The organism is Acinetobacter sp. G11 (assembly GCF_049808495.1).
Classification (GTDB): Bacteria; Pseudomonadota; Gammaproteobacteria; order Pseudomonadales; family Moraxellaceae; genus Acinetobacter; species Acinetobacter kookii.
In genome coordinates, this window is sequence record NZ_JBNCAT010000023.1 from 20520 (window position 1) to 44565 (window position 24046).

The window sequence follows — 24046 nt, forward strand, 5'->3', positions numbered from 1 at the left end:
TACAACGAATAGCTTGTGATAAAAACCGGTGTCTGGAACTAATGCTGATCAGTTAAGGAGTTTAGAAATAAACTCTTTAATTTTTTAGTAAGTCATGGCGGAGTCTTACCATTTTCAATCAAACCCTTGCAGCTCATTTGTTACTTTGGTTTCGCCCAAAGTAACCAAAGGCATTTGTCCTCCGCAAAACTCGTCAACTACTATCAACTAGAAAATTTGTCGCAGAAACAATCATTTTTTATTATAGTCCGGCCTCAAACAGTTGCGGATGACTTTCCTACATATCAAATATAATCATGAATTTAAAAAAGAAAAATGCCAGTCAATTTCTTAACTGACTGGCATTAATGTCTGGCACCGGTTTTTATCTTTCAGTTTAGAATTTCTTTTCTACACTGAGTAGTACACTGGGAATGGCCTGATTCACCCGTGATTCATACAGGCTGCCATCAGATTGATTATTTAAACGCTCTTTATAATCTGTACTCAAGATATTGCGTGCACTCAGGGTCGTTGCCCAACCATCATCAAAGCGTTTTGTCACACTGATATCCATATTGACGCGCTCATTGCTGGTACGGTCATAGGGCTGGTTATCCAGGGCACGGGTAAATTCAGGAACATAGTTCAGATTGATACTGCTGGAAACACGCCAAGGCTGATAGTTATAAGACAAACCGGCACTTGCTGTATAAGGGGCCACATCACTGGCTAAACGTTCCTGATGATTGGCATCTTCAATTTTTGCGCGTACCGTCGACAGTTGACCATTCAACATCAATGAATGCCCATTTTCCGTTTGTTTCAATGCATAGCGAGCAGCAACTTCAACCCCGTAGGTGGTGGCATTGTCCTGGTTAATCGGTCTTTCAACAAAACGGCCGTTTTCCTGACGAATCACTTTCTCAATATAGTCGTCAATTTCACGTTGATAGGCTGTGATGTTGATACCGCCTGCCGGGGTGTTATAACCCAGGGTCGATTCAAAGGCAGTAATTTTTTCCGGACGTAAATTTGGATTGCCGCCCCGGTCCGGGTTATTCAGGCTGCCGGCATCGCTGTCGGTAGAAATTGAAACCGTAGGCAGCAGCTGGTCGGTTTTTGGACTGCGGAATGCCTGGCTGATATTGGTTTGCAGTGACCAGTGATCATCAAAATCGAAGCGATGAGCCAAAACAGGGCTGAAGTGCTGGTCACTATAATCCACCAGTCCGGAACGATTGATCCATTCCTGACGTGCCCCCAGGGTGAGGGTTTGCCGGTCGGTAAATTTCCAGCTGCCTTCGGTATAGAGTGCATAACGCTGTTCATCGAGTGTATCGGCAATATTGCTTTCAAGCTCACTGGAACGAAGATCCATACCAAACTTCAGTTGTCTGTTTTCATCAAACTTACGCACCCCATCATAAGCCGCCCCATATTCATTCACGGTTTCATCCGTATAGCTGCTGAATAGTGGCGATCGGGTCGATTCGGTTTCATTCTGCTGTTCTACAGAAAGACGAATCTTGTCCGAGTTGCCCTTGTCCTTGCGTTCATAACGGGTATTTAAACGGATGCTGTCATTCTTGTCGTTTTGCATCTGATCACCGCGGCTACCGTCACTTTCATTGTTGCGATAGAACAGTTCGGCAACCAGTTTTTGCTGGTCATCCAGTTCATATTCAACACGCGGTGTCAGCATTTGTGATTTGCGTTCAGTAACGCGTTTTTGTTCACGTGTTTCATTACTGGTTTGAGTCTGGGTGATCGAAGTGGTGTCATTCCACATCTGGTTGGCAGACATGCTGTATAGCCAGGCATTATCACGACCATCGGCCTGAACACTGATATTTTTACGTTGTTCTTCTTTTTGATCTGATTTCGCCAAACCATAGCCGGCACGGATCGTTCCGCTGATGCGGGCATCATCCAAGGGTTGTTTCAGAATAATATTGATGACGGCGGAAGATGCCACAGAGGCCTGAGCGACACTTGGCTGTTTAGTAATTTCAATCCGTTCAATCATGTCCGGGGTGATGCTGTCCACCACCGACATGCCTCCACGCGGGCCGCCTTGAACAGGTTCGCCGTTGATTAAAAATACCGGGGCACCGCCACCCCGAAAACGCATACCTGAAGCACCGCCACCTCCACGCGGACCTTGTCCTGGCACGGGCATCTGAAAACCGGCTGCACGACGTAGGGCATCATTTACCGACTGATCGCCAAATTGCAGCATTTCTTCCCGAGTGACAATGGTTTTCGCCACCGCACTGATATCCGGGTCTTTGGCCTGGGCGGGTGCAGCTTCAAATTTTAAAGTCGCCAGGGTTTGTACCGGAGCGGCCTGGGGGGCACTGCTGTCTGTTGTAGTTGTATCTGCGGTGCTATCGGCAGCCCAAGTGGGGGACATAAAAGCAAACAAGGCACAGCTTAATGCACTTAATTTCCAACGCGGCTGTATGCGTTTCATTATTCAATGTTCCAGATGTCGTTTGGCGCGTAAGATAACGTAAAAATGTGGAGAAAAATTGTGGAAAATCGCGCAAATAAAAATAAAAGATCAAACGTGGATTCAACTGAAATCTAACCAAAATGAATCATTTAGCCCCAGCTGCCTGTTCAGGTGAGTAAGCGGGGGCATTGGTCCAATAGAAATGGTTTTTTAAGGATCGAAAGATAAAATACAGTTCTGGCTGATCTGGTCAATACTCTGGTCACTCAGGCGAATCTGGTCCCATTTCAGCATTTGCTGAATCAGCCAGTGAAAATCTTCCAGTTTGGGTGCTGATGATTCATTCACAAAGTTACGGATAATTGTCTGAATGGAGTGGAATTTTTTTACATGGATGCTGTCAGAGCATTGAAATTGCACAATATTGAAATCCATCAGCATTTTCCAGACCTCGGTATAGTCGTCAAGCACCTGTAATTCCTGCTGTGCTTTTTCAATCGCCGCCACTAAAGCACGATGCGTATGCGGATGTTGTGCTGCCCAGTCGGCAGTGACTGCCAGCACCTTATCGGCCACCTTGGGAATAATCTCCTGACTGCTGGCCACAATCTGGCTGAGTCCCAACAGTTCTCCTTGTGTGTTCCACGGTTCTCCGACACAGAAACCGTCAATCACATGACTCCTCAAGGCTTCGACCATATAAGGAGGCGGAAGGGTCGTGAGCTTGATTTTTTCTGCAATTTCAAGATTGGCAAGGGCTAACCACTCTCTTAAGCAATAATGATGAATCGACTGCTTAAATACATGCGCCAGCTGAATCGGTTGCTGTGCTTGTATGGCTGAAACAACTTTCTCGGCCGATTGCCGGGCATGATCTTGTTCTGAAATCTGCAGATCAAAACACAATTTCTGACTCAGACTGATAAAGGCACGGTTATGGCTGAGGACCAATGCCGTTTGCAAGGGAATACCCAGCTGGTCTTCGCCTAGTGCTGCGGCAGGAAGCATGGCAGACAGGCAATGTGCAGCATCTAAAAAACCAAAGGCCAACCGGTCTCTTAAGCTGGCCCAAGACGCTTCCTTCACCAGCGTGACCTCTAAACCCGCTTCCTCAAAAAAACCACGCTGCTTGGCCCAAAGCACGGCGACACAGTCAAGCAAAGGAATGTAGCCAATCTGGATTTGGGTTTTTTCTAAATCTGTCATGGCTTATTCCTTGAATTGGTTTTGTAACAGTTGTTGGGCATCCAGTAAGCGCCGTGCCATTTCGCCAATGGTCATACGGTGGCTCATGGCATTTTTTCTGAGTAATTGAAATGCCTGTTCTTCCGTCAGGGAATGCAATTGCATCATCAGCACTTTGGCTTGATCGACCACTTTACGGTCGGCCAGTTTATTTTTGGTCTCTTCCAGATCATCCAGTAATTTTTTATGCTTTTTATACTGTGCAATCGAAATTTCCAGAATGTTTTGCAGTTTTGCCGGATCAATGCCATCCACGATATACGCCGTGACTCCGGCATCAATGGCGCTTTTAATGGTGTCTTTATGACTGTTTTTAGTAAACAGCACGGTGGGTAAATCGAACTGGCTGACACAACTTTCAATAATGTCACGATGGGGATGATCCATATCCAGCAAAATCACATCGGCATGTAACTGTTCTAAACGGAACAGGCTTAAATGGTCGATGGTCAGGCAAGCCACCACCTCGAAATGATGTTCGATCAGGGACGCTTTTATATAGTTGGCACGTTCTTGATCGTCATCAATCAGTGCAATTTTCAGTTTTGGCATATTGAGCTAAATACCATCAAGCAGAGCCAGAAAAATTTCTCCCTAAATGAAAGCAATTTAAATGCCAAAATTAATAAATTTCTTTTTTTATATAAAAATCAGACATAAAAGTTGAATGTTATCTGGTGCTGCCCCGTCTTGATGCAAAAATGCGCCATGAGGAAGCACAAGTGCAGTTGCTAAGACGAGCCAATTGGATATTCAAAAGGGAAGACGAAGAATTTCACCAGTTTGAATAATGATAAAAATTAAATAAAAAATGATTAAAAATAATAAGTTGGTCGTTTTATTTTATTGTTGGCACAGTCATTGCTTATTCTCTGGTGAGTCAAAGACGACTCTAAAAAAATTTGTAAGACGGCCAACGACGTCCGTTCTGATCGAATCTGTTATGCAGCTATCCGTATGGCAGATAACCCAATACGTTCAGTTCAGGAAGGAGAAGGCCATGTCTTCAAATTTATATGAAAAAAAAGCAACAAAAATAAGTCTTTTTAGTTTTAACAGCGCAGCAATGAGAGCCTTCCACATGAGTTGGCTCGCCTTTTTTGTCTGCTTCTTTGCCTGGTTTGCCTGTGCACCGCTCATGCCGGTAATTGCCGGTGAATTTCATCTCACCAAAGACCAGATTGCCAATATCAATATTGCTGCCGTTGCCATTACCATTTTAGTCCGGCTGATTGTGGGACCTTTGTGTGACAAGTATGGTCCACGCAAAACCTATACCGCATTGCTGGTCATTGGCAGTATACCGGTGTTTGGCGTGGCATCGGCCAACAGTTATGAATCATTCCTGTTTTTCCGCTTGCTGATTGGCGCGATTGGTGCCAGCTTCGTCATCACCCAATATCACACCAGTATTATGTTCGCACCGAATGTGGTGGGTACGGCCAATGCGGCATCAGCAGGTTGGGGGAATGCGGGTGGTGGTGCCACACAGGCGTTGATGCCATTAATGCTTGCTGCTTTGGTGATGTTCGGCGTTGAGCAAGCCATGGGCTGGAGAATTGCACTGATTGTTCCGGGCTTGATGATGGTGATTGTCGGCGCACTGTACTGGAAATTTACCCAAGACTGTCCGCAAGGTAACTTTAAGGAACTTCGTGCGCAAGGCATTCAAGTCGGAAGTGAGAAAAAAGGTGGCATGGCGATTCTGATGCACGCTGCACGTAACTACCGCGTCTGGATTCTGTTTGGAGCTTATGCGGCGTGCTTCGGTATTGAAATCTTCATTCATAACATTGTGGCGATGTACTACGTTGAACATTTCAGCTTTGGCTTAAAAGAAGCCGGCATGGCGGCGGGGATCTTTGGTTTACTGGCCCTGTTTGCCCGTGCTTTGGGTGGCATCGTTTCAGACAAGGTAGCCACCAAAAAAGGCCTGGATGGCCGTACCAAAGTGCTATTTGGCATGATCCTGATGGAAGGCCTGTTCCTGATCGTGTTCTCACAAATGAATACCGCAGTTCTTGCAATTCTTGTCATGACGGTATTTGCACTCTTCACTCATATGGCCTGTGGCGCCACCTATGCGCTGGTTCCTTTCATTGACCGTGATGCTCTAGGCGGTGTGGCCGGCATTATTGGTGCAGGCGGCAATGTTGGTGCCGTGGCAGCAGGTTTCTTGCTCAAAGGCATGCTGGATATTCAAACCACGTTAATGGTGCTGGGTGGCCTGGTTGTGATTGCAGCAAGTTTTGTTCTGATGATCCGTTTCTCGGTTGAACATAAAGAGAAGGAACAAAAATTGTTTGAACAGGCAGTACTTGAACGCAACAACATGGCTTAAATAGATTAAAAGAATAGGAGAAACAATATGAAACTGGTAATGATTGGCCATGGCATGGTTGGACACAAATTTATTGAATCCGTGCTTGAACATGCAGGGGATGAGGTTGAAATCACCATCTTGGCAGAAGAACCGCGTTTAGCCTATGACCGTGTACATTTAACCGAATATTTCACTGGTAAATCAGCCAAGGACTTAACGCTTTGCCGTGCAGATTTTGCTGATGCCTATGGAATAGATCTGCGCTTAAATACCAAGGCAACTGCCATTGATCGTTTAAATAAAACAGTCACGACCAGCCATGGTGATGTGATTACTTATGACAAATTGGTGCTTGCAACCGGTTCATATGCTTTTGTTCCTCCTATTCCAGGTAATGACCGCGAGAACTGTTTTGTTTACCGTACCATTGAAGACCTGGATGCGATTCGTGCCGCGAGTTTAAATGCCAGGACCGGTGTGGTGATCGGTGGGGGGTTGCTGGGTCTGGAAGCAGCCAAAGCCCTTCGTGACCTGGACCTGGAAACCCATGTGGTGGAATTTGCCCCACGCTTGATGGCGGTGCAAATTGATGACCTGGGCGGTAAGGTTTTACGTTCAAAAATCGAAAACCTGGGCGTGAAAGTTCATACCCAAAAAGCCACTTCTGCAATTGAAGACGGCGTGAATGCCAAGCATGTGATGAAGTTTGGTGACGGTTCAGAGCTGGAAACCGATATTATTCTGTTCTCTGCGGGTATTCGCCCGCGTGATGAGCTGGCGCGTCAAAGTGGCCTGGCAATTGGTGAGCGTGGCGGTATTGTGATTAATGATTACTGCCAGACTTCAGATGTGGACATTTACGCCATTGGTGAATGTGCCCTATGGCAAAACAAGATTTTTGGTCTGGTGGCACCGGGCTATGACATGGCGCGTATTGCAGCAAAACATGTCATGGATCAAGCCTGTAATTCATTTGCCGGTGCAGACATGAGCACCAAGCTGAAACTGATGGGTGTTGATGTAGCCTCTGTAGGCGATGCACATGCCATGACGCCAAATGCGCTCAGCTATTTCTATGCCGATGAAGATGCCATGATCTATAAAAAGATTGTGGTGAATGCGGAAAAAACCAAGCTGCTCGGAGCTGTGCTGGTGGGTTGTGCCAAGGAATATAACGACCTGCTGCAAATGATGCTGAATGGACTGGAAATTCCGGAAAATCCTGAAAGCCTGATCATGCCAGGCTATGCACAATCAAGCGCCAAAGCGGGTGGTAGCGGTGTGGATCTGCTTCCAGATAGCGCCACCATCTGTTCATGTAATAACGTCTCAAAAGCCGACATCTGTTCTGCAATTGCAGAAGGTTCAACTTCGCTGGGTGCCCTGAAAAAATGTACCAAAGCCGCAACGGCATGTGGTGGCTGCGCACCTTTAGTCACTCAAGTATTGAAGTCAGAGTTGCAACGCCAAGGCGTAACGGTGAATAACCATCTTTGTGAACACTTTGCCTATTCACGCCAGGAGCTGTATCACCTGGTGCGGGTCAATGAAATCAAGACTTTCGATGACCTGATTCAGCAACACGGTCATGGCCTTGGTTGTGATATCTGCAAGCCGACTGCGGCAAATATCCTGGCTTCCTGCTGGAATGACTTTGTATTGAAGCCAAGCCATGCAGGTTTGCAAGACAGTAATGACTACTATCTGGGCAATATTCAAAAGGACGGTTCTTATTCAGTCGTGCCACGTATGGCAGGCGGTGAGGTTACTCCAGAGGGCTTGATTGCGATCGGTCAGATTGCCAAAGAATATGGTTTGTATACCAAACTCACGGGTGGGCAGCGTGTCGACATGTTTGGTGCACAAGTGCATCAACTGCCTGAAATCTGGGAAAAACTGATCAATGCCGGATTCGAGTCCGGGCATGCTTATGGTAAATCCTTACGTACCGTGAAATCCTGTGTGGGGAGTACCTGGTGCCGTTACGGGGTGGATGATTCGGTCGGCTTGGCCATTTTTCTGGAAAACCGCTACAAAGGCCTGCGCTCTCCACACAAGCTGAAAATGGCAGTGTCTGGCTGTACCCGTGAATGTGCCGAAGCGCAAAGTAAAGATGTCGGGGTGATTGCCACTGAAAAAGGCTGGAACCTGTATGTGTGCGGTAATGGCGGCATGAAACCACGTCATGCAGAACTGCTGGCATCAGATCTGGATACCCAGACTTTAATCAAATATATCGACCGTTTCTTCATGTTCTATATCCAGACGGCAGACCGTTTGCAACGTACTTCGGTATGGCGTGACAACCTGGAAGGTGGCCTAGATTATTTAAAAGATGTGGTGGTGAATGACTCGCTGGGTCTGGCGGCAGAACTGGAGCGTCGTATGAACCATGTGGTGGGGACCTATCAGGATGAATGGCGTACCGCGGTGGAAGATCCTGAAGTCCGTAAACGCTTTAAAACCTTTATCAATGCAAAAGTTGAGCAGCAAAACGATCCGCACATTCAATTTGCAGAGGTTCGCGGGCAAATTCGTCCAAAAACTGAAGCTGAGCGTGATGTGACACGTATTCCTGTTGTTGAAGCTTAAAAGAATAAAGGAGAAAGAAGATGACAATATTTAAAGAGATGAATAAAACCCATGAGCTGGAATGGGTGGAAATCTGTGCATTGGATGACATTACCCCAAATACCGGTGTGGGTGCATTAATTGACAATCAGCAAATTGCCATTTTCCGTGTCGGCAATGAAAAACGGGTCTATGCCTTAAGTAATCAGGATCCGTTTAGTCAGGCTTTTGTGATGTCGCGCGGCATCATTGGCGATCTGCAAGGCGAGCGTGTCGTGGCTTCTCCAATCTATAAACAGCATTTCAGTCTGGCAACGGGCCGCTGTCTGGAAGATAAAGACCAGAAACTGTTGGTATTCCCAAGCAAGATTGAAAACGGCAAAGTCTGGATCAGTCCAACACCGCAAAAAACCTATATCACCAATAACGGCAGTTCTCAGGAAAAGATGAAACTGGTCTTGATTGGCAATGGATTGGCGGGGATGCGTTGCCTGGAAGATTTACTGGATATGGCACCGGATCGCTATGAAATTACCGTGATCGGTGAAGAGCCTTGGGGGAACTATAACCGCATCATGCTTTCACCTGTGTTGTCGGGTGATAAAACCATTGATGACATCATGCTGCATCCACATGCCTGGTATAGCGATAAAAACATTCGCTTTATTGCCGGCGATGCCGCGGTGAAAATCGACCGTCCACGCAAGCAAGTTTATACCGAAAAAGGCGAAATTGTAGATTATGACCGCCTGATTCTGGCGACCGGTTCCAAACCTTTCGTTCCACCGATTCCGGGAAGTGACTTAAAAGGTGTGCTCAGTTTCCGTGACATTTACGATGTCAATACCATGCTGGATTATTGCAAGTCTAAACAGAATGCCGTGGTGATTGGCGGCGGTCTGCTAGGTTTGGAGGCTGCATATGGCCTGAAACAACGTGGCATGAATGTAACGGTGTTGCATCTGATGGACCGGATTATGGAACGTCAATTGGACAGTCGTGCCAGCAGCTTGTTAAGGCAGAGTATTGAAGCAAAGGGTATCAATATCATGACTCAGGCCAATACCGAACAACTGATCGGCGAAGACGGTCATGTGAAGCAAATCCAGCTGAAAGATGGCACTGTTTTAGATGCTGACCTGGTGGTTTTTGCTGTGGGCATTCGTCCGAATATGGCACTGGCACAAAGTGCTGGCTTACGCTGTAACCGCGGCGTGCTGGTGAATGACACCATGCAGACCTTTGACCCGAGTATTTATGCGGTGGGTGAATGTATTGAACACCGTAGCCAAACCTTCGGTCTGGTTGAACCACTTTGGGGCCAGGCTTTCATTTGTGCCTCACATCTGGCAGAGCATGGTAGCCTGACCTTTAAAGCACCGACGGTTCCAACCCAGCTCAAGGTCAGTGGCTGTGATGTATTTTCAGCCGGCAACTTTGAACCGCAGGACGATTACGAAGACATTATTTTGAATGATGAAAAACGTCAGATCTATAAACGCATTATTATTCAAAAAGATAAAGTCATTGGTGCAGTGCTGTTTGGCGATACGGAAGATGGTGCGTGGTATGCAGAACTGATTTCAGACCAAACGCCAATCAGTAATATTCGTAATAAATTGCTGTTTGGTAAAGATTTTGCATTAAAGAAAGCAGGTTAATCACATAAGTGGTATTTGTTCAATTTTAAATATTTGCACAGCCACATTTTGTCTTAATGAGTAAAGAGTAATTGCGTAGGCATGATCTTACTTTTGAAAGATCAAAAGTAACAAAAATCTTTGTTTCCCATACATTACGTCCTGTAATGATGGGAAACGGTGGCATCCATGCCACCTCGACAGAATATATGCTTACGTGAACTCTAAAGATTTAGATAGCTTGGAAAATAGAAGAAATTATTCAAGTGAATTTATTCGATAGAAAGGAGCATCCATGAATAGTATCCCTGTGATGGAACTGCATAGCTCCACAGAAATAAATACGAAAATCACCAATACCACCTGTCCCTATTGTGGGGTGGGATGCGGTGTCACTGCGACTGTACAGGACACAGCTTTGGGTCGAAAAGTGTCGGTTGCAGGGGATGTTAACCATCCCTCCAACTACGGAAAACTCTGCATTAAAGGCAGCAATCTGGCCGATACCCTGGGACTTGAAACCCGTGTCCTTCATCCCATGCTGGGCCGTAAGCAACAGCGGGAAAAGACCGACTGGAATAGCGCGACTGATTTAATTGCCCATAAGTTTCAGCAATGTATTGACCAATACGGGCGTGACAGTATTGCCTTTTATGTGTCCGGGCAATTGCTGACGGAAGACTATTATGTGGTGAATAAATTCGTGAAGGGCTATTTGGGCACGGCCAATATTGATACCAATTCACGACTCTGTATGTCTTCAGCTGTAGCAGCCCATAAACGTGCTTTCGGTGAAGATATTGTTCCCGCGAGCTATGCAGATTTTGAACATAGCGACATGGTGGTCCTGGTCGGTTCCAATACGGCATGGTGTCATCCGGTTTTATATCAACGCATCATGAAAGCCAAAGCGCAGCGCGACCTGTTTGTGGTGGTGATTGACCCGCGTTTTACCAGTACCTGTGAAGCGGCAGACCTGCATTTGCCAATTTTACCGGGGCAAGATGTCGTATTATTCAATGGCCTTTTGCAATATCTGGCGCAAAATGGTCATGCAGATCAAGATTTTATTGCTGCATATACGCAAGGCCTGGAACAGGCTTTAACGCAAAGCAAAAGCGAGGCATCGATTGAAGATGTCGCAGTCCGTATCGGTATTTCACTGGAAAAACTGCAAACCTTTTATGAAAAATTTGCCCAAACCGAAAAAGTGATGACCCTGTTTTCCATGGGGGTAAATCAGTCTTCACAAGGGGTGAATAAAGCAAACAGCATAACCAACTGCCATTTATTCACTGGAAAAATTGGCAAACTGGGTGCTGCGCCATTTTCCATGACCGGTCAGCCGAATGCCATGGGCGGTCGTGAAGTCGGTGGATTGGCCAATATGCTGGCAGCCCATCTGGAACTGGAAAACGAAAGCCATCAGCAGCTGGTGCAAAACTTCTGGCAAAGTCCCTATATCGCCAAGCAGGCAGGTTTTAAGGCCGTCGATCTATTCCATGCAGTCGAAAGCGGCAAGATTAAAGCCATCTGGATTATGGCGACTAATCCTGTGGTGAGTTTGCCCGATGCCGATCAGGTCAAACGTGCCCTGGAAAAATGCGAGTTCGTGGTGGTGTCCGATATTTGTTTAGATACCGATACCACGCAATATGCCGATGTGCTGTTACCTGCACTGGGCTGGGGTGAAAAAGACGGCACCGTCACCAATTCTGAACGCCGTATTTCCAGACAGCGCGCTTTTCTGGATGAGCCAGAGCATGCCAAAGCCGATTGGTGGGCCATCAGCCAGGTCGCTAAAAAGTTAGGTTTTAGCGGTTTTGACTTTAACAGCAGTCATGACATTTTTGTGGAACATGCCCGGTTATCGGCTGAACAAAATTCAGATCTGGAGCATCGCGCTGAAACGCCTTATTTCCGCTATTTCAATCTAAAAGCATTGAGCGATTTAAATGCCACTGAATATGATCAACTAGAACCGCTACAGTGGCCGGTCTGGACTAAAGATCAGCAAGAAGGTGCTGTGGCACGAATCTATGCCCGAGGGCAGTTTAGCCATGAAGATCGCAAAGCTAAATTTATTGCCATCACGGCGGTGAATCCGGTCAATCAAATCTGTAGCGAATTTCCGTTGGTGCTGAATACCGGCCGGATTCGTGACCAGTGGCATACCATGACCCGTACCGGACTCTCTGCCAATTTAGGAAGCCACCGCGCAGAACCGTATTGTGAAATCCATCCGCATGATGCCCTGAAATACGGGATCAAAGATGGCGAGCTGGTAGAGGTCAAATCGCAATGGGGTAACTGCGTTTTACGTGCCACGGTCAGTGATGATATCCGTCGTGGGCAGGTTTTTGCACCGATTCACTGGAATGACCAGGTGGCATCGGATGCCCGTATTGGCAAAGTGGTCAATCCCGTGGTGGATGCCATTTCCGGTGAACCTGAGTTTAAACATACCCCAGTGATCATCCATCCATTTTATAGTCAGTGGCAGGGCGTGTTTTATGTGCGTCAGGGCTTTGAAAAGATCGCACAATCCTCCATTGAAAATACGGTGTGGTGGACGAAAATCACCACCGCCAAAGCGGTGCGCTATGAACTGGCCGACCGTAAAAAATTTACCCAGACCACTGAGCAGTTGAAAGAGCTGCTGCCGTTTCAGGATGAGAGTTTTGAATGGCTGAATCTTGAAGATCAGACTGCCCATATCAGTCACAGTGTGGTGCTGAAAGAGGGTCATTTAATTGCCAGTTTATATATTGCCCCCAAGGTCTTGCTGCCGGACCGCGACTGGGTCGCCAGCCTGTTTAAGCGTGAACGTCTGAGTGCCATGCACCGCAAGGCACTGCTTGCCGGACAACCGATGTCGATGGCCAATAATGAAGGTCCACTGGTGTGTAGCTGCTTTAAGGTGGGTAAAAACCGGATTATTGACACCATTAAAGAAAAAAATATCACCGATGAAAAACAGGTCACTGCATGCCTGAAAGCAGGAGGGAATTGCGGTTCATGTCTGCCTGAAATTCGTGGCCTGATCAAAACCTGTCAAATGGAGGCGGTGGAATGAGAAAGAAACTGGAACTTTCAGCTTATCCCGACACTGATCTAGTGATTCTGGCCGGTGGTCAGGCCAGACGCATGAATGGCATCAATAAACTGTTGCAGCAATTTGATGACCAGATTCAACTGATCAAAATACATCAGCAACTGAAATCCGATGTTGCACAGGTCTGGATCAACAGCCATCGTGATTATTCGATTTATCAGAAAATCATTCCCAGTATTCATTGCTATCAGGATGATGAAAACGGCTTTTTAGGTCCGCTGATGGGCATGAAAAGTGCCTGGTCACATGTAGAGGCAGACTATGTGCTGTTTGTTCCCTGTGATGTGACCTATATTCCTTCGAAAGTTCTACTCAAGTTGCATCAGGCTTTAGCCAAAAATAGTGTGTCAGAAGTCGCGTATGTGGAAATGAATGGGGTTGCCCTGTATCCATTCTGTCTGGTGAAACGGAGCAGTGTGCTGACCCTGACTGCCCAGCTTGAACAAAAACAGCGCAGTTTAAAGCACTGTTTTAGCCATTTGCACGCTCAAGTGGCGCGTTTTAAAAATCATGCCCTGTTTTTTCACAGTATTAACTCGCTCGATGAACTGCAACAGTATCAGCAACTCAAATTTCTGCACTAAACCTGAATATTTCGCCTTTGGCACAAAGTTGGAACACTTATTGCAAATCTAATTATCACAAGATTGGGCACCTTAAATCTTGCGCACAATAGGTGTGCAGTTACCACCAGATGTCTGAAGATGGATGTTCAACATGAATATGATGACAGAGCTTGAAACAGATGCGCGATTTGTCGATCAGTTTGGTCGCAGCAAGCGAAAATTGCGAATTTCAGTGACCGACCGCTGCAATTTCAAGTGTGTCTATTGCATGCCGGAACATCCTGAATGGATGAAAAAACATGATTTGCTGAGTTTTGAGCAGCTCTATCAATTTTGTGATTTTATGGTGCGTCGTGGCATTGAATCTATTCGCATTACCGGCGGCGAACCGTTAATGCGTCAAGGGGTGGTGCACTTTATCGCTCAACTGCAAAACTTAAAAAAGCTTGGGCTAAAACGCATTTCCATGACCAGCAATGGTCATTATCTCAAACAGTATGCAGCCGCGTTAAAACAGGCCGGACTGAATGATCTGAATATCAGTCTGGACAGTCTGGATGCACATCAATTTAAACAGCTGACACAAAAAGAGTTATCTCCCGTACTGGAAGGAATTCATGCAGCCCAAGCGGTAGGTCTGCCAATCAAGATCAATTGTGTATTGATGAACGGAATCAATGACAATCAAATTCTGCCTTTGGCACGCTGGTCGGTTCAGCAAAAAATTATGCTGCGTTTTATCGAATTTATGCCCCTGGATGGTGACCGTAAATGGTCATCAGAACATGTGGTCAGCGAACAGCAGATTTTAGATAGCCTGAGTACTGAATTTACTGTAATTCAACAGCCAGGTGACTCGGCACGCTCCAGTTCAGAGCCGGCACGACAGTATTTTATGGATGGCCATCCGCTTGGAATCATATCCACCATTACCAATTCATTTTGTGGAACTTGCGATCGCGTCCGCTTAACCGCACAAGGTGAGTTTTATAACTGCCTGTTTGCCCCTCAAGGCCTGAATCTAAAAACTGAAATTAAAGCCCTGAGTTGTTCTAAGCCTTTGAGTGAGCTGAGCTTGCATGCCGTGTTATCCAAATATATCTGGAACAAAGAATCAGGTTATCACACCATAGCACAACGTTTGGAAAATCAGCGCATGAATAAAAGCAGCCGGAAAATCAGCATGCACATGATAGGAGGTTAAGATGCCACAGATCAAAATTAAAATTGAGGCCTTTGGTGCGGTAGAACGCCAGTTACCGGAAAATCTGGAAATGATGTGCAGTCCATACAGCACGGTTGCTCAGGTATTGGCTCAAGTAGGGCAAGATTATCCGGCAGCGTTTGCCATGATTGAACGCTGTGCCTGTGCCATCGGTGAAGACATTATTTCACGCCAGACGCAATTAAGCATCGACAGCAGGCTAGTGCTGTTATCGCCAGTGGCAGGAGGCTGAAATGACATTATTGAAAACATTTTGCAGAATTCAGGATACTGCCTTAAGCTTGGACAGTTTTGACCCGATTGAACACTTTCCCGAGTGTGGGGGAATTGGCGTGTTCATCGGAACCGTGCGTAATCATCATGAAGGTAAAGCGGTTAAAGCGCTAAAATATACCTCCTATGCACCCGTGGCGGAAAAAATGATCCGTCAGATCGAACAGGAGATTCAGGCCAAATATGCGGTGTCCTATGTTCGGGTGATTCACCGGATTGGGGCTTTGGCTATTGGTGAAAAAGCCATTATTGCCATGGCCTATGCGGCACATCGCCGCGAAGCCTTTGCTGCTTGTGAAGAAGCGGTGGAACGGGTCAAACATGAAGTTCCGGTATGGAAAGAGGAATTTTATCAGGATGGCAGCAGTCAATATGTAGAAGGCTGCTGTATCCGTAAAGATACAGCGGATCAGGTGCATGTCCATCATCATGCAGATAAACAATATGCAGATAAACAACCTGCACACGGTGATCATGCCCATTGCCATCATTAAAAACAGTTTCATCTACTGAGTGAACCCAGGTAGATGTCAGTCAACAGCAATATTTAAAGTAAAAATGAATTCAGGAAATATGCAATGAAAAATGTCGGGATGAAAGCAGAAAGTTACCGGACTGCAGTAGCCACAGGGATTCTGTATGCGCCGCCACATTGCATTGAATTATTACGTCAAGGCAATACTGAAAAAGGCGATGCCTTGAAGACTGCACGGATAGCAGGCATTTTAGCTGCGAAACGCACCGATGAGCTGATTCCACTGTGTCATCCGCTGCCGATTTACCGTGCCGATGTGGAATATGAGCTGTTTAATGCTCATGTCGAGATTATTGCAACCGTAGAAACCATCGGTCCGACCGGGGTGGAAATGGAGGCCTTAACCGCAGTCAGTCTGGCCGGTTTAACCTTGTATGACATGTTGAAACCGCACTGTGAACCGGAAGATTTATGCCTGGATCAGGTCAAGTTACAAAAGAAAAAAGGCGGCAAATCCCATTTTACCCGTGTATTAAAAGAAGCACTGCCTGCGTCAATCATTGTGCTGTCCGATACCGTGGCTGCAGGAAAGAAACCGGATACGGCCGGACAGAATGTGCGGGAAATTTTGCAGGAAGCCAATTTTAGCGATATTGCTTACCATGTCATTCCTGACAGTCCTGAACAGTTACTGGCCTTGATTGAACAGCAAAAAAATGACTATCCGCTAATTTTAACCGTTGGGGGAACGGGTCTGGGACCAAAAGATTTAACCGTGGAAACCCTGCAGCCTTTATTAAAACGTGAAATTCCCGGACTGATGGAAGCCTCGCGCAGTTTTGGCCAAAAGCGTACGCCTTATGCGGCTTTAAGTCGCGGTGTAGCCGGTTATATTGATAACAGTCTGGTAATGACTTTGCCGGGTAGCCGTCAGGGGGCGAAAGAATCATTGATTGCAGTCTTGCCGGCATTGGTACATTTATTTGATGTGCAGAAAAATATTCCCCATCCAGGTGGTTACCAATGAATAGCATCATGTCTGGATGTGGAGCAGAGCATGGCCTGATTACGGTAGATCAGGCGCTGGATTTAATTTTGCAGCATACTCAGGGACTGGCCACGGAAAGTCTGGAGTTAAATGGGGCTTTAAACCGCTATTTGGCGCAAGAGGTTTATTCTGCCATTAATCTGCCCTTATTTTCGCAAAGCGCTGTAGATGGCTATGCAATTTGCGCCCAATCTGCCATTGAACCGCATAGCGAATTTAAACTGATCGGTGAAGTTCAAGCCGGACATTCGTCCGAATTACAACTTAAGGCAGGGCAAGCCGTACGGATTTTTACCGGAGCCAAGATTCCGTTTGGCACCACTACGGTAGCACGTCAGGAAATGGTCAAGGTCATTGATTCAACCCGAATTGCAATCACTGAACACTTACATGCCAATGCCGATATTCGCAATGTGGGTGAAGAAGTTTCGGTTGGACAATTATTGGCCCACAAAGGGCAGTTCCTTTCAGTAGGCGCAATTGCATCCTTAAGTATGGCAGGCATTCAAAAGGTTGAAGTTTTTTGCTATCCCCAAGTTGCAGTGGTCATTACGGGAGATGAAGTCGCGAGCAGCATCGAGGATTTTGCAGCAGGAAAAATTTTTGATGCCAATGCTCCCCTGATTCAGGCCTGGTTTCAGAATGCAGGACAGCAGGTTGAAGTGTTCCATGTGGCTGATACAGAAGATGCCGTGAAAGCCTTAATCCAGGAATTATCGGACAGCCATGATGTGATTTTAACCACCGGTGGCGTATCCGTTGGAGATTATGATTTTATTCGACCGGTAGCCCTCGATTTGGGGTTTGAACAGCTGTTCTGGAAAGTGAAACAAAAGCCGGGCAAGCCGATGTTCTTTGCGGAATTAACACGCCCTGATCGCACACGCTGTTATCTGCTTGGACTGCCGGGCAATCCGGCAGCAGTTTATGTAGGCATGCAAATTTATACTTCAACCCTGTTAAGGGCTTTGCAAGGACAGAAACAGCAACCGGACTGGTTTAGCGCCGTGTTGACTCATGAGCTAAAAATGGATAGCCGAGAACGTTTTTTAAGAATGTCGGCCAGTTTTGATCAGGGACTGCTAAAAGTCCGGAGCTTGTCCAAACAGCAGTCACATATGCTGAGCAATTTAATGCAGGCCAATTGTCTGGTCAGGATTCCTGCGGGAGCTGCTTTATCTAAAGGGCAAATCGTGCAAGGTCTGTTTATTCACTGAGAAGGAAAATGCCGATGAAAAAATCCCTGTTTTTAGCAGCGTGTTTGTCAGTTACATTTTCCTCTACCTATGCAGGCACGGTAAAAATCTACGCAGCAGCCAGTCTGAGTAATGCCCTTAATGACATTAAAAAAATGTATGCAAAGCAGCACCCAAAAACGGATATTGTAGCGGTATTTGGTGCATCCTCAGCGCTGGCCAAACAGATTGAAGCTGGTGCCAGCGGTGACCTCTTTTTCTCTGCAGATCTGGACTGGATGAATTATCTGATCAAAAAGCAATTCATTCATCACAACAGGGCCAAGCCCGTATTGTTCAATCAGCTGGTGGTCATTAGCCCGAAAAATTTAAATATTGCATTTAAGCCACAGGCCAATTTTAATTTTGCCCAAGCCTTTAAAGGGCATTTATGCACAGGACAAATGGAATCTGTACCTGCGGGTAAATATGCCAAACAGAGTTTGATCAAGCTGAATTGGCTGGCTCAGCTCAAAGGTCGCATTGTAGGAACGGATGATGTTCGTTCAGCCTTGGCTTTTGTAGAACGGGGTGAATGTGAGGTGGGTATTGTTTATAAAACGGATGCGTTTATTAGCCAGAAAGTGAAAATAATCGGAGCCTTCCCGGCAGATTCGCATCATCCCATTATTTATCCGATTGCCTTGACCAAACAGGGCGAGAAAAATGCAGAGGCAATCCAGTTCGAACAATTTGTGAAAAGCAGTCCACAGGCAAAAAGCATCTTTCAAAAATACGGATTTCGCATGAATTAATCCATAAATCAACCATAGGGAGATCGCCACGCAATGTTCAGTCCCGAAGAACTGAGTGCCTTATATCTTTCGGCAAAAGTCGCCTTATGGGCAACGGTCATTTGTTTACCGTTTGCAGTGGCTTTGGCCTGGACATTGGCACGCCATGAATTCAGGCTGAAATTTTTGCTTGAAGCATGTTTGCAATTACCGATGGTGCTGCCGCCTGTGGTTTTGGGCTATTTACTGTTGCTGCTGTTTGGCAATAAAGGCTGGATTGGACAATATCTGAATGCGCTCGGAATTGAACTGGCCTTTAACTGGAAAGGGGCGGTACTGGCCTCAATGATTGTGGCATTTCCCTTGATGGTGCAGCCGATTCGCCTGTCTTTTCAATTGATTAACCGGCAATTGGAACAGGTGGCCGGCTCGTTGGGGGCAAGCCCGTTCAGGGTGTTTTGCAGTATTAGCCTGCCTTTGGCACTGCCGGGCATGCTGATCGGGAGCATTCTGTGTTTTAGCCGAAGTCTGGGAGAGTTTGGTGCCACCATTACCTTTGTCGGCAATATTCCAGATGAGACCCGAACCATTCCAATCGCGATTTATTCCTTGCTGCAACAACCCAATGGCGAAGAATTTGCCATGCGGCTGGTGATCTTATCTTTATTTCTGGCATTTTCAGCCCTGATTGCGAACTATTTTATTTTGCAAAAATATCAACGGAAATTGGGAGCCTGAAATGTTGAAATGTGATTTTATCTATCAGCAGGATGATTTCAGCCTGAACGTTGAACTGGAGATGCAGCAGCAACTGTTAGGCATTGTCGGAACATCGGGGAGTGGCAAGAGTACCTTGCTAAAAAATATTGTGGGTTTGCTCAAGCCACAGCAAGGCTGTATCCAGTTGAATGAACAGCTGTTAATGGATACCCGGCAGAATATTCATATCCCGATGTATCAGCGCAAAATCGCTTTAATTTTCCAGCATGCCTTGCTGTTTCCACATATGAATGTGCAGCAGAATCTACGCTATGCAGAGAAATTAGTAGATAAGTCAGAACGAAAGTTCCAGTTTGATGACATTGTCGAATTGCTGGATTTGACCGCCTTGATACAACGTAAGGCCCATCAGCTTTCCGGTGGGGAAGCACAGCGGGTCTCGATTGGGCGGGCACTGTTATCTTCACCCCATTTATTGCTTCTGGATGAACCCTTAACCGGACTGGACCGGAGCTTAAAACAGCAAATTTTACCGTTTTTTAAACGGATAAAAGAGGAGCTGGATTTCCCAATGATTTATGTCACGCATCATCCCGAAGAACTGGAATACCTGGAAGCGGAAACTTTGCAGTTAAGTCAAGGCCAATTACAGCGCAATTCAATTGATTCTGGTTGAATCATAGCGTCAACAATAAAAAATAGCCTAAGCAATTTAAATGCTAAACTGCTTAAACCATTTCTATAAATATCAAAATAAATTATTCAGTTTTTTGATATTCATTGATGACTTCAAGTGCAGCACGAAAGGCTTCCTGGGTGGCAGGAGCGCCACAGTAGGGCAAACTGTGTAATAACACTTCCTGAATTTCTTCTACTGTTGCACCGTTATTGAGTGCACCACGAACATGTCCCTTAAGTTCGGTGGGGCTTTTTTGTGCGGTTAAAAAAGCAATGGTGATCAGTGAACGATATTTACGCGGAAGAACGCCTTCACGTTGCCAGGTTGAACCCCAGGCATGTTCATTAATCCAGTCCTGTAAAGGCTGGGTAAAGGGTACCGTATTGTCCTGCGCACGTTTTACGAAAGCTTCGCCCATGACTTCGGTGCGAACTTTTAATCCATTTTCAAAATCTTGTTGTGACATGCTTTGCTCTTTGAATGTCTATAAAAAATTGTGAACAAAGTTTATGTCTTAATTACGTTTATGCGTATAGGTTTATGGTCGTAGTTTGATGTTTTTTATAGAATCTGCGATATGATTTCTTGGCTCATGTCTATGTTTTTAAATGCTAATCTAAGTGTTTTAAAAAGAGTGCAACAATAAGGTCAGCTGGGCAGAACACAAATCCTTAAAAGACGGTTTTTAAGTCCAATTGCGTGAAAGCCATTAACTCAGAAGTTATAGGTTAATGGCATAAAAAAGCAGAGTAAAAGGGTTATTGGGTATGTTTAACCACAAGTACAGGAACATGACTGGCGGTCAGAATATCTTGGGCAATACTGCCAATGAAGGTTTTTTTCAAACCGGTTCGGCCATGCGATCCAACCACAATCAAATCGGCCTTTAGTTCATCGGCAAGTTCAGCAATGGCCTCACTAGGGGATTGTTTTGCCAAAAGCTTGGTTTCTGCTGGAATGCCTGCTTCGGAAAATCTGGCACCTAGCTCGGCCAATATATTTTTAGCATGAGCTTGAGCTTCCATAAAATAATCGGTGACGCCGGGAACATTTTTATAAAAACTGACACTGGTTAAAGGATCAATAATCACTACGCTCACAATGGTCACTTTACTGCCAAAAGCTTTGGCTAACACCATGGCCTGATCAGCTGCGGCTACGGCAATGGGCGAGTCATCGACAGAAACTAGAATGTGCTGGTAATACTCCATGATGCTGTCCTCTTGTTTCAATATTTATTATTTGTTCAAAGCTTAACATAGGCGGAATGTGGAAAGGAAAAAGGATAAAAATGTATCTTTTATGATTTATTATTGAGCCTGTAAATTATTTTAATTAATTTTCTAAACCATCTATGCGATGGCAAATGATCTTGTGTATTTTACTAAGAAGTTTAAGTGGAACTATCATTATGGGTTTGGCGTATATTCAGCTTAAAACTTAATGAGATTAATAAATAAAAAAGCCCAGATCAATTGATCTGGGCTTTTCATATTCTGGAGCGGGAAAGGAGACTCGAACTCCCGACCCCAACCTTGGCAAGGTTATGCTCTACCAACTGAGCTATTCCCGCAATATGGAAGTGAATTATAGAGAGTTTCTTTTAACTGTCAACTCTTTATGCTTCCAAATGATTAATTAATCAGCACGACGCCAAATAGTGCCTTGACGTGTATCTTCTAGAACCACACCTTGATCCAGTAAAGACTGGCGAATTTCATCAGCCTTGGCAAATTCTTTGGCCTTTTTCGCATCTTTACGCTGCTGAATCAAATCTTCAATCTGTTCTTCAGATAAACCTAATGCTTCCTGACCAATATCAGACTTCAAGAAGTCATCAACATTGTGCTGAACCAGACCCAGAATATTGGTAAGGTGACGTAAAGTTGAATAATAAACCGCTGCCTGCTCCTGGTTTTCGTCTTTCACTGCACGGTTGAGTTCTTTGTTGATTTCAAACAGTACAGCAATGGCTTCTGCTGTATTGAAGTCATCACGCATAGCAGTATTAAAACGTTCAACCAATGCTTCATCCAGAGTTTCTAAGGTTTTTTCACCGTAGACCTGCTGATAAGCCTTAAATGAATGGTAGAAACGAGAAAGGGCTGTTTTGGCTTCTTTTAATGCCACATCCGAGAAGTTCACCGGACTACGGTAATGTGAAGACACAATAAAGTAACGGATCACTTCAGGGTGGAATTTTTCCATCACATCACGGATGGTAAAGAAATTGCCTAAAGACTTCGACATTTTCTCGCCATCAACATTAATGAAACCGACATGCATCCAGTAATTTACATACTGTTCATCCGTAGATGCTTCAGACTGTGCAATTTCATTTTCATGGTGCGGGAACATCAGGTCTGAACCGCCACCGTGAATGTCAAAATGATTGCCTAGGCAGCAAGTTGACATTGCCGAACATTCGATATGCCAGCCTGGACGGCCATTGCCCCAAGGTGAAGCCCAAGACGGTTCATTTTCTTTGGCATGTTTCCACAGCACAAAGTCAAATGGATGTTTTTTCTCTACTTCAACATCAACGCGTTCAGAAGCACCGGCCTGCATATCTTCCAGTTTACGGCCTGAAAGACGGCCATATTTGGCAAATTTTTCAACTTCAAAATAGACATCGCCATTTGATGATGGATAAGCAGTACCTTTATTGACCAGGTTACCAATCATGCTTTGCATCTGGTCAATGTAATCTGTCGCACGTGGAGCTTCATCTGGATGTAGGCAACCCAAGTTTTCAGCATCTTCATTCATCGCTTGAATGAAACGATCCGTTAAAGCTGTAATGCTTTCCCCATTTTCATTGGCACGTTTAATAATTTTGTCGTCAATATCGGTAATGTTACGTACGTATTTTACATTCCAGCCCTGACTGCGCAGGAAACGGATAATGTAGTCAAATGCAACCATCACTCGAGCATGCCCAATATGACAGTAGTCATATACGGTCATACCGCAGACATACATGTCGATATGACCTTCTTTACGAGGTACGAATTCTACTTTTTTACGTTGCTCTGAGTTATATAGAACAAATGGCTGCATAGGTCTTCTAAGATGCTTTTACAAAAGATGGCTCATCTTAACCTAAGCATTTTTTTTCATAAAGTTAAAACGAAAAAATGCAGAAGTTTTTTAGGGAATATAAAACTCGATATGAAAATTTAATGTCATTACTTATGGCTTAAGAAAGCTCACTGCTCATGAGAATAATCAGCGACACCTGAAAATAACAATTGAGCAATCAAAACGGTTGTATAGCGGGAATGTGAGTTCATACGTACCGATCTGTCCCGTTTCTTAGAGCATTCAAGAGCAGAGCATTGAATAAACAGACAGATGTAACATCCAGATTTTATAGCTCAAGTGAGCCCTATATCTCATCAATATTTAACAGATCAAGAGAAGTCTGTATTCACCCGCTTCAGCAGGCGCTCTATGCACACAAGGCAAAACGGGCTGCGTTGGATGATCGACAGCCAAACGCCAAAGATGTCCCTGGCCTAAATTGATCGGTGTTGCATCCGCTTTGGGTGCATAATGCAAATCAAAGAAATATTCTTCCAGAAAATTTTCGAACTCGGCTTCTGGACCCTCATGTAAGTCTTTCAGCTTTGCTCTTATTTCGGGAATCAAAATCTGGTGGTGTTTCAAAAAGTATGCTGAAAAAAACAATATGGCTTTTGATAAAATAGAGGTATGAAAATAACGCTACAAATCAAATGTCCTACCTGTCTAAGTAACA

General features: G+C 45.2%; 19 protein-coding genes, 1 tRNA gene and 1 pseudogene. 13 read left to right on the forward strand and 8 right to left on the reverse strand.

Annotation, left to right across the window (positions count from 1 at the left end):
* Positions 1-376: 376 nt before the first annotated feature.
* From ACPUEY_RS09780 to ACPUEY_RS09790, 3 genes are all read right to left on the reverse strand, one after another.
* Positions 377-2455, reverse strand: coding sequence for a TonB-dependent receptor plug domain-containing protein (locus tag ACPUEY_RS09780; RefSeq protein WP_261180891.1), 2079 nt, complete (start codon positions 2453-2455; stop codon positions 377-379).
* A gap of 192 nt (positions 2456-2647) precedes the next feature.
* The gene (locus ACPUEY_RS09785; protein WP_425121942.1) at positions 2648-3643 is read right to left on the reverse strand and encodes an ABC transporter substrate-binding protein; all 996 of its coding nucleotides are present in this window, start codon (positions 3641-3643) and stop codon (positions 2648-2650) included.
* A 3-nt stretch (positions 3644-3646) separates the two neighbouring features.
* Complete coding sequence (locus ACPUEY_RS09790; protein ID WP_092819337.1) at positions 3647-4234, reverse strand: ANTAR domain-containing response regulator; 588 nt, start codon at positions 4232-4234, stop codon at positions 3647-3649.
* Between the two features lie 448 nt (positions 4235-4682).
* Here ACPUEY_RS09790 and ACPUEY_RS09795 point away from each other — a divergent pair, with 448 nt between their 5' ends.
* From ACPUEY_RS09795 to ACPUEY_RS09855, 13 genes are all read left to right on the forward strand, one after another.
* Positions 4683-6023, forward strand: coding sequence for an MFS transporter (locus tag ACPUEY_RS09795; protein ID WP_131274267.1), 1341 nt, complete (start codon positions 4683-4685; stop codon positions 6021-6023).
* Between the two features lie 27 nt (positions 6024-6050).
* Positions 6051-8597, forward strand: coding sequence for a nitrite reductase large subunit NirB (gene nirB / locus ACPUEY_RS09800; RefSeq protein WP_425121943.1), 2547 nt, complete (start codon positions 6051-6053; stop codon positions 8595-8597).
* A 20-nt stretch (positions 8598-8617) separates the two neighbouring features.
* Entirely contained in the window at positions 8618-10237 is a 1620-nt protein-coding gene (gene nirD / locus ACPUEY_RS09805) for a nitrite reductase small subunit NirD (protein ID WP_425121944.1), read from the forward strand.
* A 274-nt stretch (positions 10238-10511) separates the two neighbouring features.
* Positions 10512-13292 (forward strand): molybdopterin-dependent oxidoreductase, encoded by a 2781-nt coding sequence (locus ACPUEY_RS09810; RefSeq protein ID WP_425121946.1) that lies wholly within the window; start codon positions 10512-10514, stop codon positions 13290-13292.
* Positions 13289-13915 (forward strand): NTP transferase domain-containing protein, encoded by a 627-nt coding sequence (locus ACPUEY_RS09815; RefSeq protein ID WP_425121947.1) that lies wholly within the window; start codon positions 13289-13291, stop codon positions 13913-13915. The genes ACPUEY_RS09810 and ACPUEY_RS09815 overlap by 4 nt, the downstream gene beginning before the upstream one ends.
* A 133-nt stretch (positions 13916-14048) precedes the next feature.
* On the forward strand, positions 14049-15101 hold the full coding sequence (gene moaA / locus ACPUEY_RS09820) for a GTP 3',8-cyclase MoaA (RefSeq protein ID WP_425121948.1): 1053 nt from the start codon (positions 14049-14051) through the stop codon (positions 15099-15101).
* Position 15102: 1 nt separating this feature from the next.
* Positions 15103-15354 carry a MoaD/ThiS family protein gene (locus ACPUEY_RS09825; RefSeq protein ID WP_131274261.1) on the forward strand — a complete coding sequence of 84 codons (252 nt, stop codon included), beginning with the start codon at positions 15103-15105 and terminating at the stop codon, positions 15352-15354.
* 1 nt (position 15355) lies between these two features.
* Positions 15356-15889, forward strand: a complete 534-nt coding sequence (locus tag ACPUEY_RS09830; protein ID WP_425121949.1) for a molybdenum cofactor biosynthesis protein MoaE — start codon at positions 15356-15358, stop codon at positions 15887-15889.
* 84 nt (positions 15890-15973) lie between these two features.
* Positions 15974-16897: a bifunctional molybdenum cofactor biosynthesis protein MoaC/MoaB gene (gene moaCB, locus ACPUEY_RS09835; protein WP_261180899.1), complete on the forward strand. Its 924-nt coding sequence runs from the start codon at positions 15974-15976 to the stop codon at positions 16895-16897.
* Positions 16898-16905: 8 nt separating this feature from the next.
* A complete protein-coding gene (locus tag ACPUEY_RS09840; RefSeq protein ID WP_425121954.1) occupies positions 16906-18135 on the forward strand; it encodes a molybdopterin molybdotransferase MoeA in 1230 nt (409 codons plus the stop codon).
* A gap of 14 nt (positions 18136-18149) precedes the next feature.
* Complete coding sequence (gene modA, locus ACPUEY_RS09845) at positions 18150-18908, forward strand: molybdate ABC transporter substrate-binding protein (RefSeq protein WP_425121950.1); 759 nt, start codon at positions 18150-18152, stop codon at positions 18906-18908.
* A gap of 33 nt (positions 18909-18941) precedes the next feature.
* The gene (modB, locus tag ACPUEY_RS09850) at positions 18942-19625 is read left to right on the forward strand and encodes a molybdate ABC transporter permease subunit (RefSeq protein ID WP_425121951.1); all 684 of its coding nucleotides are present in this window, start codon (positions 18942-18944) and stop codon (positions 19623-19625) included.
* Position 19626: 1 nt separating this feature from the next.
* Positions 19627-20283, forward strand: a complete 657-nt coding sequence (locus tag ACPUEY_RS09855; RefSeq protein WP_425121952.1) for an ATP-binding cassette domain-containing protein — start codon at positions 19627-19629, stop codon at positions 20281-20283.
* Positions 20284-20365: 82 nt separating this feature from the next.
* On the opposite strand, the gene ACPUEY_RS09860 is transcribed toward ACPUEY_RS09855, so the two are convergent.
* The 5 genes and pseudogenes from ACPUEY_RS09860 to ACPUEY_RS09880 all read right to left on the reverse strand — a co-directional run.
* Positions 20366-20752, reverse strand: coding sequence for a carboxymuconolactone decarboxylase family protein (locus tag ACPUEY_RS09860; RefSeq protein ID WP_092819349.1), 387 nt, complete (start codon positions 20750-20752; stop codon positions 20366-20368).
* Positions 20753-21044: 292 nt separating this feature from the next.
* Complete coding sequence (locus ACPUEY_RS09865; protein ID WP_131274254.1) at positions 21045-21497, reverse strand: universal stress protein; 453 nt, start codon at positions 21495-21497, stop codon at positions 21045-21047.
* A gap of 286 nt (positions 21498-21783) precedes the next feature.
* Positions 21784-21859, reverse strand: a tRNA-Gly gene (locus tag ACPUEY_RS09870).
* A gap of 65 nt (positions 21860-21924) precedes the next feature.
* Entirely contained in the window at positions 21925-23346 is a 1422-nt protein-coding gene (gene cysS / locus ACPUEY_RS09875) for a cysteine--tRNA ligase (protein ID WP_425121953.1), read from the reverse strand.
* 345 nt (positions 23347-23691) lie between these two features.
* Positions 23692-23943: pseudogene (locus ACPUEY_RS09880) on the reverse strand (DUF1826 domain-containing protein); the annotation flags it as partial.
* Between the last annotated feature and the right edge of the window lie 103 nt (positions 23944-24046).

What these genes read in the sequence shown, in the direction of transcription:
- ACPUEY_RS09780 (WP_261180891.1), bottom strand. Translation starts at nt 2,455, where the DNA reads ATGAAACGCATACAGCCGCGTTGGAAATTAAGTGCATTAAGCTGTGCC.
- ACPUEY_RS09785 (WP_425121942.1), bottom strand. Translation starts at nt 3,643, where the DNA reads ATGACAGATTTAGAAAAAACCCAAATCCAGATTGGCTACATTCCTTTG.
- ACPUEY_RS09790 (WP_092819337.1), bottom strand. Translation starts at nt 4,234, where the DNA reads ATGCCAAAACTGAAAATTGCACTGATTGATGACGATCAAGAACGTGCC.
- ACPUEY_RS09795 (WP_131274267.1), top strand. Translation starts at nt 4,683, where the DNA reads ATGTCTTCAAATTTATATGAAAAAAAAGCAACAAAAATAAGTCTTTTT.
- nirB (WP_425121943.1), top strand. Translation starts at nt 6,051, where the DNA reads ATGAAACTGGTAATGATTGGCCATGGCATGGTTGGACACAAATTTATT.
- nirD (WP_425121944.1), top strand. Translation starts at nt 8,618, where the DNA reads ATGACAATATTTAAAGAGATGAATAAAACCCATGAGCTGGAATGGGTG.
- ACPUEY_RS09810 (WP_425121946.1), top strand. Translation starts at nt 10,512, where the DNA reads ATGAATAGTATCCCTGTGATGGAACTGCATAGCTCCACAGAAATAAAT.
- ACPUEY_RS09815 (WP_425121947.1), top strand. Translation starts at nt 13,289, where the DNA reads ATGAGAAAGAAACTGGAACTTTCAGCTTATCCCGACACTGATCTAGTG.
- moaA (WP_425121948.1), top strand. Translation starts at nt 14,049, where the DNA reads ATGAATATGATGACAGAGCTTGAAACAGATGCGCGATTTGTCGATCAG.
- ACPUEY_RS09825 (WP_131274261.1), top strand. Translation starts at nt 15,103, where the DNA reads ATGCCACAGATCAAAATTAAAATTGAGGCCTTTGGTGCGGTAGAACGC.
- ACPUEY_RS09830 (WP_425121949.1), top strand. Translation starts at nt 15,356, where the DNA reads ATGACATTATTGAAAACATTTTGCAGAATTCAGGATACTGCCTTAAGC.
- moaCB (WP_261180899.1), top strand. Translation starts at nt 15,974, where the DNA reads ATGAAAAATGTCGGGATGAAAGCAGAAAGTTACCGGACTGCAGTAGCC.
- ACPUEY_RS09840 (WP_425121954.1), top strand. Translation starts at nt 16,906, where the DNA reads ATGTCTGGATGTGGAGCAGAGCATGGCCTGATTACGGTAGATCAGGCG.
- modA (WP_425121950.1), top strand. Translation starts at nt 18,150, where the DNA reads ATGAAAAAATCCCTGTTTTTAGCAGCGTGTTTGTCAGTTACATTTTCC.
- modB (WP_425121951.1), top strand. Translation starts at nt 18,942, where the DNA reads ATGTTCAGTCCCGAAGAACTGAGTGCCTTATATCTTTCGGCAAAAGTC.
- ACPUEY_RS09855 (WP_425121952.1), top strand. Translation starts at nt 19,627, where the DNA reads ATGTTGAAATGTGATTTTATCTATCAGCAGGATGATTTCAGCCTGAAC.
- ACPUEY_RS09860 (WP_092819349.1), bottom strand. Translation starts at nt 20,752, where the DNA reads ATGTCACAACAAGATTTTGAAAATGGATTAAAAGTTCGCACCGAAGTC.
- ACPUEY_RS09865 (WP_131274254.1), bottom strand. Translation starts at nt 21,497, where the DNA reads ATGGAGTATTACCAGCACATTCTAGTTTCTGTCGATGACTCGCCCATT.
- cysS (WP_425121953.1), bottom strand. Translation starts at nt 23,346, where the DNA reads ATGCAGCCATTTGTTCTATATAACTCAGAGCAACGTAAAAAAGTAGAA.